Source organism: Lysinibacillus parviboronicapiens, from assembly GCF_003049575.1.
In the GTDB taxonomy this organism is placed as follows: domain Bacteria; phylum Bacillota; class Bacilli; order Bacillales_A; family Planococcaceae; genus Lysinibacillus; species Lysinibacillus parviboronicapiens.
On the sequence record NZ_PYWI01000066.1, the window covers coordinates 1 to 5177 of the forward strand.

At 32.7% G+C, this 5177-nt stretch carries 4 protein-coding genes and 1 pseudogene; 3 read left to right on the top strand and 2 right to left on the bottom strand.

Going from position 1 to position 5177, the window contains the following annotated elements; translation table 11 throughout:
* Window positions 1–643 precede the first annotated feature (643 nt).
* Window positions 644–1522: a helix-turn-helix domain-containing protein gene (locus C9J35_RS22775; RefSeq protein ID WP_107927112.1), complete on the top strand. Its 879-nt coding sequence runs from the start codon at window positions 644–646 to the stop codon at window positions 1520–1522.
* 919 nt (window positions 1523–2441) lie between these two features.
* Here C9J35_RS22775 and C9J35_RS22780 read toward each other — a convergent pair.
* The gene (locus C9J35_RS22780) at window positions 2442–2855 is read right to left on the bottom strand and encodes a hypothetical protein (RefSeq protein ID WP_107927114.1); all 414 of its coding nucleotides are present in this window, start codon (window positions 2853–2855) and stop codon (window positions 2442–2444) included.
* A 107-nt stretch (window positions 2856–2962) separates the two neighbouring features.
* Here C9J35_RS22780 and C9J35_RS22785 point away from each other — a divergent pair, with 107 nt between their 5' ends.
* Together C9J35_RS22785 and C9J35_RS23860 are read left to right on the top strand one after the other, a co-directional pair.
* The gene (locus tag C9J35_RS22785; protein ID WP_107927116.1) at window positions 2963–3487 is read left to right on the top strand and encodes a hypothetical protein; all 525 of its coding nucleotides are present in this window, start codon (window positions 2963–2965) and stop codon (window positions 3485–3487) included.
* 1029 nt (window positions 3488–4516) lie between these two features.
* Window positions 4517–4687, top strand: a complete 171-nt coding sequence (locus C9J35_RS23860; RefSeq protein ID WP_167396051.1) for a hypothetical protein — start codon at window positions 4517–4519, stop codon at window positions 4685–4687.
* Window positions 4688–5053: 366 nt separating this feature from the next.
* On the opposite strand, the pseudogene C9J35_RS22790 reads toward C9J35_RS23860, so the two are convergent.
* Window positions 5054–5177, bottom strand: a pseudogene (locus C9J35_RS22790) (IS110 family transposase); the annotation flags it as partial.

Sequence of the window (5177 nt, forward strand, 5' to 3'; positions counted from 1 at the left end):
GAGATGCGTTGATCCTAGCAAGGGTCAGCGCTTATTTCCATTTTAGTTATAGGAGAAGCCCTTGAAGTTTAAGGGTTTACTGAAGTGAATAGCTATATGTTTGGTGAGCTAATAGATATCTTCAACATTTGGGCGCTTTCCTTGAATAAGAAGGAGTTTTTTTATGCCCCTCCTCAGAGTGTTTAAGTTTTGTTAAGAAAGAGATTTGAAAGTATTAAACTTAAACAAAAAGGGTCGTAAGATGAAGATTTGCTCTCTGAAATAATCAATCTTTATTAAAAGATAAATAGCAATAAACATAGAAGGTACGTATTTTGATCAAAATTCGAGCTTTTGTTTTTAACCAGAAATTCACTATTGATATTGAAATAAACTTTTTTATAAAAATTAAACAATACTTCACAGAGGAAGAATCCGTTTTGATCAAACTTTTTTCAAAACGGGTTCTATTAATTTAACGTAAGATGTGGATTTAAGAGGTGTTTTTGATCAAACTTTATTTTAAACCTACAGCAGATATAAAAAGAGGTTGATATTACATCAACCTCTTTTTAATGATTTTTAGGATGGAGCGATTACTTCGCAAGATATATCAAAAAACGAATGAAGAACCTTGATATCATATTTAAAGGAGGTGCCTTCGTTGTATAACCATGAAATTATAATTAAGAAAATTATTTTGTATGTGGAAGAAAACCTACATGAACCACTTAATTTGGAAAATATTGCAGCACAATCAAATTTTTCAAAGTATCACTTTCATCGAATATTCCAATCCACGGTTGGCATGACGGTAACTGAATATATTCGGTTAAGAAGATTGGCTAATGCTTCTTCCGCCTTGCTTTACACAAGTGAACGCATTCTTGATATCGCTTTATATTATCAGTTTGAATCACAAGAATCATTTACAAGAGCATTTAAAGAGATTTATAAGCTACCACCTGGCAAATATCGCAGAATGATGTCAGACGTGAATAAAATTAAGGAGGAAACAAATATGGATACAAAGGTGAAAGGTTGGTTTTTAAGTGGATCAAATCCATTTAATTACGAAATGGGAATTGACCATGAAGTTGTTCATCAGGGGAAAGCATCAGGTTATTTAAAATCCAAAACAGTGTTAGATTCAACTGAATTCGCTACCATGATGCAAACATTTAAGGCTAATCAGTTTGTTGGAAAGCGCATTAGACTCTCTTGTTTCATCCGTACGGAAGAGGTAGATAAGTTCGCTGGGATGTGGATGCGAGTAGACGACACAATGGAAGATGTTCTTCAATTTGATAATATGAGTAATCGCCCCATTAAAGGAACAACAAACTGGAACCATTATTCTATTATTTTAGATGTTCCAACCCAAAGTGCTGTTATTTCGTTTGGTATCATTCTGTCTGGACAAGGAACTGTATGGGCAGATCAATTCACTTTTGAAGAAGTGAATGAAAGTATTCCAACAACTAATTTAGAGGTGCATGGTGAACTGCTGGACGAGCCAGTAAATTTATCGTTTGATGAATGATTTAAGGAAGGGTGATAACATGGCTAATTCCGGTAAAAAGGCTACTGGGGTAGTATTAAGTATTATAGTTATAATTGCAATTATGGCTGTAAAGTTTTAGGAATTAACACGCTTGTTCATTACTTAAAGTTTTGGTGAAAATATTGCTTAACTATACCGCAATCGGGCGCTTTTCCTAATAAGGAAAGCGTCTTTATTCATGGAAAGGGCCAGATTGTTGAGCAACACCATTACGAAATAATCGAACTTTTTTAAAAACGAAACTAATATCTGCTGATAAAGAATCCATTTTGATCAAACTGGATTCTTTATATTTATTGTAAAATGCTGGTTTGTAGGATTTTTTTGATCAAACTTTATTTCAAAGCAACACTAAGATACCTGGTTATTTCTATGTACCAAAAGTTATTTTTAGCAGTAACTTAAGTTTAATCGCACCCTTAAATTTGTATTTAAATTCTATATTTTGATTGAATAGTCTTCTCTCTCTATCCAAACCATAGTATTTGTATAATTTTCTAGTCAATTCAATTAAGGTTAAAGAACTATAAGTAATCACATATTCAAATATTTTTTTCTATTATATAAATAGATGCAATACGCAGCGAGGGTACAAGTAACGGTCTTGTTCCGGTGAATCATTCATCGCTTCTAAACATTTAAAGGCACTTGATTATGGTAAATAACACAAAACCTCTATCATTCGCAGGTTTCACACGCCTGTTTCTTTGTGCTGCCCTGCCTCCGGAATGGTGAATCAAGGTGAAAGAAATCCTGATGTTTCATTGGGACATAAATCATTCAACGACTGTATAATCTTGGTTAATCAACACGTGTGAAAAAATAATACACATAAATAATACCCCGCATACTTAGAATGTAGTACGGAGTATTATTGAATTTGACTATATTTTTAGGGCTACCACTTTCTAATGGTACCTCCACCTTGGCATCGATTATCATTTCCACCTTCACATGCTGCAGTTAGATAATAATTACCACTTTCTTTTACTGAAAAATAATCATAGTCGTTCCCTAAGGCAGCTGCAAATTTAGCAGAACCGACTTGTTTTCCATCTTTAGTAACATAGAAAACAACCTGCATTTTGCCAGGGCTGTCATTTTCCCAATCAAAATACACACTTTCTCCTGCGGCTAGATAAATCGAACCACTAGAAGCATATTGAGCTCCACCATAGGTCAGAGTTGTTTGTGCACAACGAGGAGTGGTTCCACATGTAAAGGCTGCATTCGCTTGTGGTAGTTCAATCGAAAAACAAAAAATTGCTAATACTACTAAGATTACTGAATTGAATATACTCTTCTTTTTCATATTTTCCCTCCTAAATAGATGGTATAAATATAGATTCGACTAATTTTTCAATAATCCTCCAAATATTCTCGAAAAATGAAATTATTTGAAAAAAGGAGTGTTTTTTTGTGAAAAAGATTAGACTTATTCTGCTTTCTTTCGTTCTTTTCTTTGTTTTTATGACCACGTCCTCTTATGCCAAGAATTATCGATTTGAAAAAAACTATTTAGATGGAGGTTATATGGAAGTTAATAAGGCTCTTAAACAAAGTGAACAGCATTTTAACCGAGATATCGCATTACCACTTCAAATTCCACCAATTTCATTTACTCATAATTTTGGTAGGTTTACAGATTTAGAAGGTTCAGAAAATAATTACCTAGAAATCAAATACTTAAATCAAAATTCAGGAAAAAATCACTATCAAATTCATGTGAGGCCACTTGATAGTAAGATTAAGTTTGATGAAAAAAAGATAGATCAGGTTTTGAAAATGAATGACGGTAATGATGCGATTTTTAGTACTGCTGTGTCAGGTTTTAACATTCTTGTGTTTGATAAAAATGGGTTTCAATATACTCTAAGCCTTGATAAAAAAGTATCTGATAAAGCAGCAGATATTTTGTTAGAAATAGCTAACTCGATAGATTGAAATAAGGATTGATAACTACTTTACCATCTTTAGATACACGTCATGGAAACAACGTTACTGCTAAGTTTCCTGAGTTACAGGATGTCGGACGTTCAATCCAATCACATACAGCAATTTAGATTGTGAAGGCGTTGTTTTACGAAATGGCGTTTCGGTTTTTGACGACTTTTCTTTTAGAGGAAGACCATCAAACAAATCTAAAATTGAGCAAGCTACTCTAATTTTTATTAAAAGTCAAGATATAAGCTAAAACTATTTTAAATAGTGAATCCTTATATAATGTCACACAATATATGTATAGAAATTAAAAGGATAGAAGAGCTTAAAAAAATTAGCTCTATCTATCCTCTTTTATCTTTTTCTTCTTAAGCTAACGGGGCAGGTTATAGATAAAAAAACAGACAACTGTAATTAGTTATCTGTCCCATCATCTTTAGCTTTTTCAATGACTTCCTCAAATGCTGCTTTAATTTCCTCAATTGTATAACCAGCTTCCAGTAATTCTTGGGTTGTTTGTTCTAGTTTGTTCATTTTGATGCCCTCATTTAAATTTTATCTATCTCCAACATTAATAATATTGAAATTTGCCACAACAGACCAAGCAACCTCAACAGCAAACAAATCAATCTTCACAACAAATGACTCAACCATTACAAGCTGTAGCAAATAATTTAACTGGTAATTCATCAAAACAATAAGGTATAAGTCCAATTCTTCTTCTATAGACCTGAACAAATATTGTTTTGGTCTATAGTTTATTACATAAATTAAAAAGGACCAATCGTTATGCCTTTGAGGGAGACTTGTGAAAGTTCGATAGGGAACTTTATAACGATTGGTAATACATAATTAAGTATTTACATTGTAAGTCTTATTTAGACTCGCAAAATATTCCATGTTGACCATGAAACTTTTGAATAGAAGTTTATGGGTGTAAATTCACTTTTCTGGTACTTAAAAATATCGTATGCGAAAAATAATTTGGACAATAATAAAGGAGAATAAAATTTCCTTGAATGAGGTGAATATATGAAAAAATTAATAATAGGTACGTTTACTGCAATACTTTCTACAGGATTATTGTTCGGATGTGGTACAGCTAATGATGAACAGGAGCCAGACCCAACTGAAGAACCTTCTGAACAACAAGATCAAAATCAAAATGATAACCAAAATAATCAAACAGACGAAAACCAATAGATTTTGTATTTTCTCCAGCTAAATAACTCAGAAAAATACCACTCCATGATGGGTGGTTTTTTTGTATTTGATTATTAGTAAATGGTGAAAGTTTTCCAAGAGTTAAACAAGATGTTGCAGCGGCAGCATCTCGTTTCTTGTTGTGCTAACTGAGGTTAGTTCAACAGTGTTGTTTAACTTGTGTTCAACAATCGGGCGCATTTGTTTAATAAGCGTCTCTGTTCTTCTTAAACTAAACCAGCTAATAGAATGTCAAGAAAAACATTTTTAATCGAAAAACACTTCATGTTATACTAAAAATGCGCAAGACAAATAACCCTCCTCGTTCAGTGTGAGAGGTTTTTGTTTTATTTGAAAATGCTGTTACTAAATAGTTTCTTGGAATGGTGTTTTCGTTTTTAAAATCGCATAAATCCAGTGTAAAAGCTTATTAGCACAAGCAATAATGGCTACTTTATATGGCTTTCCTTCCTCACGTTTTAAATCGTAG